The following is a 3,153-nucleotide window of genomic DNA, read 5'->3' as shown; positions in this document are numbered from 1 at the left end:
ATCTATGATGCCGCCATGGTGTTCCCGCGTGATCGTGAAACGGCATATGAGGGCTTTGTCTACCTATTGTTTCAACATGAACTGGATCATCTGGACGGAAAAGTTTTTGTCGATCGGGTGGAATCGACAATGGAAATGATGACCGAATCCAGCTGGCGTTCAATGCTGGCTGAAAAATCCAAGGGCAGAGACAATAATGGCACAACAGTTTGATTCGCTATCTGATCGTTTGATTCAGTTTATTCATCAACAACATCTGTTTTTTGTAGCAACAGCGACGGCTGACAGCCGTGTTAATGTTTCCCCAAAGGGAATGGACTCGTTAAGAGTTTTAAACAGTAATCGTTTAGTCTGGCTGAACGTGACCGGTAGCGGCAATGAAACAGCTGCGCATATTGAGGAATCCCCTCGAATGACCATCATGTTTTGTGCATTTGAAGGAAAGCCATTGATTCTACGAGTCTATGGTCAGGCTCGTGCAATACATCAAAAAGATCCTGAGTGGCAGAGTCTGTATGGCTTATTTGATCCATTACCTGGTGCCAGACAGATTTTTATTCTGGATATCGATCTGGTTCAGACCTCATGTGGTATGGCTGTACCTTATTTTGAATTTGTCGGTGAACGCGAACTACTGAATAACTGGGCTGAACGCAAAGGTGAAACTGGTATTAAAGAATATTGGCGGGAAAAAAATCAATTCAGCCTGGATGGAATTGAAACTGATATTGTAAAAAAGAATATTTGATCCTATTGACCGAACATTTCCCCAACGGCTTTTGCCAGAGTTTCCGAACGTTTTGGATTACGCAAAGCCTGCATAACCGGCTCTCGCATCCCTGGTATAAATAACAGATCGGCCAATAACTGGCTGAAACCGGCCTGGCCAGCATCGTTATGAGCAAGTTGCTCAAGATACAGCTCACAGATTGGCTGTTTGGCCAGTGCCAACCAGATTCGACCACTTACTATTGCCAGCACTTCAATTTCGCGACTGCAACGATGTTTCAGCACCTGAGTCACCATACGCTCCACTAAACCACGAGCAGGACTATTGGAAGCTGCCCGTAAACAGGAAATGATTTTGGCTGTATCGGGTTGTTTTTCCTGTAACTGATTATCTACTTGCTGTGCCAATACTTCGACTACCCCTGCTGCAGGGCTTGCATGCTCCAGCAAAACGCATAAATTATGAAATGGTTCCTGAGGCAATTTAGGCAATGTATTAATCAATCCTAATGTACCTTCATTGGTATCCAGACGAATAGCAAAATCAGCTAATCCCTGCATCGCCAAGCCAGGCCATTTATCCAAAGGGAGATCGCCAGTGAAGTAACGATAGGCGGCATCGTAATATTTGGAGGGGCGCTGTTTCAGTGCATGCGTAGCGTGAGCATTAAATGCGGCCATTCGATCCTGACGTGGCTGAAAGGTGAACGGACTGTCCTGCAGAGCTCCCTGAATTTTTTCACCATCGGCGGCGGCCAACATTGCTTCGCCGAGCCTTTCCAATAACATCATCAGAAAAGCATCACGGGCATCTGGAACCAGTAATCCCTGCTCATCCAGCGGAAACTTAAGAAACCATACATAGTGATTTTCTGGGGCATCCGGATGCCAGAAGATAATGCCTATTTGGGCGTGACGTTTGAAAGGATAAGGGTAAGGCTGCTGGCAATTATCAAAACTGACAAACTGTTCCGGGGTTAATTTACCAACCCGGCGCCCCATATCAAACACCCGGTATTGTGCACCACTTTGCCTGAGAAACTTGCTAAGTGTGTTGAACTGTCCAATATCCATATCCTGCTCCGTATCAGGTACGGTATTCTGCGTTTATCTTGACGTAATCGTAAGAAAAATCACAGGTCCAGACTGTTTTGGCAACGTTGCCTCTACCCAGTTTTACCCGAATGGTTATTTCAGATTGTGACATGACCTGCTGGCCTTTTTCTTCAGTATAGTCAGCAGCAGGCTGGCCCCCATCGACAATACATACGTTATCCAGGTAAATGGCGATTTTCGATAAATCCAGACTGGGCAAGCCACTTCGACCGACCGCTGCCAGAATTCGCCCCCAGTTTGGGTCAGAGGCAAACAATGCAGTTTTTACCAACGGTGAATGAGCAATGGTATAGGCGACCTGCCGACATTCATCTGCATCAGCACCCTGTTGAACATCAATGCTGATAAATTTGGTTGCGCCTTCACCATCGCGAACAATGGCCTGGGCCAGGAAGCGACTTAAACTATTTAAGGCCTCAATAAATTGTTGTGCATCACTGCTATCAATATCATCAATAATCGAATTACCTGCCAGACCAGTAGCAATCAAGACACAGGCATCATTGGTTGAGGTATCGCCATCAACGGTAATACTGTTAAAAGACTGCTCCATCGAAACGTCAAGCATCTTTTGTAATGTGGAGGCACTTATAGCGGCATCCGTGGCGATATAAGACAACAAGGTCGCCATATCTGGTCGAATCATGCCTGAGCCTTTTGCGATGCCTGTCAGTGTGATTGGCTGTCCATTTAACGACAGTTCAACTGAACGCGCTTTGGCAATGGTGTCGGTGGTCATGATGGCGTGTGCTGCAGCAAACCAGTTATCAGCAGCTAGTTTGGTAAACGCCTCAGGTAACGCATTGGTAATTTTATCAACAGGTAACGGCTGCCCTATAACGCCGGTGGAAAATGGCAATACAGCACGGGTATCACATTCTGCTAGCTGAGCCACCGCCTGGCAACATGCTTTTGCTGCCGCCATACCCGCGTCACCGGTTCCAGCATTGGCGTTTCCAGAATTGATCAGTAAATAGCGTGTAGATGATTGTTGCTGATGCTCTCTGGCTAATAATACCGGGGCTGCACAAAATGCATTACGGGTATAAACCGCTGCGGTATGACTTCCAGATGCCAGTTCAATTAAAACCACATCCTGACGCCCTGGCTTTTTAATCCCAGCGCTCGTAGTGGCAAGGCGAACACCTTTTACAGGCTTTAATTCAGCAGCAATTGGAGCAGATAAATTTACTGCCATTATTTGACAGCGCCGTGGCAATTCTTGAATTTTTTACCACTTCCACATGGGCATGGATCATTACGACCAACTTTTTTACCATCTCGCGTTAGCGGCTGGGTCGCAGTAGG

At 46.4% G+C, this 3,153-nt stretch carries 5 protein-coding genes; 2 read left to right on the top strand and 3 right to left on the bottom strand.

The genetic code is table 11. The annotated features are described in order from the left end of the window. Both B3182_RS03340 and B3182_RS03335 read left to right on the top strand, forming a co-directional pair. Positions 1-213: peptide deformylase (locus B3182_RS03340; protein ID WP_292751533.1), on the top strand; the 213-nt coding region annotated here is incomplete at its 5' end. Beyond that, positions 197-748: a pyridoxamine 5'-phosphate oxidase family protein gene (locus B3182_RS03335; RefSeq protein WP_292357865.1), complete on the top strand. Its 552-nt coding sequence runs from the start codon at positions 197-199 to the stop codon at positions 746-748. The genes B3182_RS03340 and B3182_RS03335, both read left to right, overlap by 17 nt. Positions 749-750: 2 nt before the next feature. On the opposite strand, the gene B3182_RS03330 is transcribed toward B3182_RS03335, so the two are convergent. The 3 genes from B3182_RS03330 to B3182_RS16320 all read right to left on the bottom strand — a co-directional run. After that, on the bottom strand, positions 751-1,803 hold the full coding sequence (locus B3182_RS03330; protein ID WP_292357863.1) for a DUF3549 family protein: 1,053 nt from the start codon (positions 1,801-1,803) through the stop codon (positions 751-753). Between the two features lie 13 nt (positions 1,804-1,816). Continuing rightward, positions 1,817-3,043, bottom strand: a complete 1,227-nt coding sequence (gene argJ / locus B3182_RS03325; protein ID WP_292357861.1) for a bifunctional glutamate N-acetyltransferase/amino-acid acetyltransferase ArgJ — start codon at positions 3,041-3,043, stop codon at positions 1,817-1,819. Further along, on the bottom strand, positions 3,043-3,153 hold a 111-nt coding region (locus B3182_RS16320), incomplete at its 5' end, for an SEC-C metal-binding domain-containing protein (RefSeq protein WP_414683336.1). The genes B3182_RS16320 and argJ, both read right to left, overlap by 1 nt.

The organism is Methylophaga sp. UBA4204 (assembly GCF_002379485.1).
GTDB lineage: Bacteria > Pseudomonadota > Gammaproteobacteria > Nitrosococcales > Methylophagaceae > Methylophaga.
The sequence above is the reverse complement of the archived record's forward strand: the minus strand, read 5'-3'. Positions and strand labels throughout refer to the sequence as shown.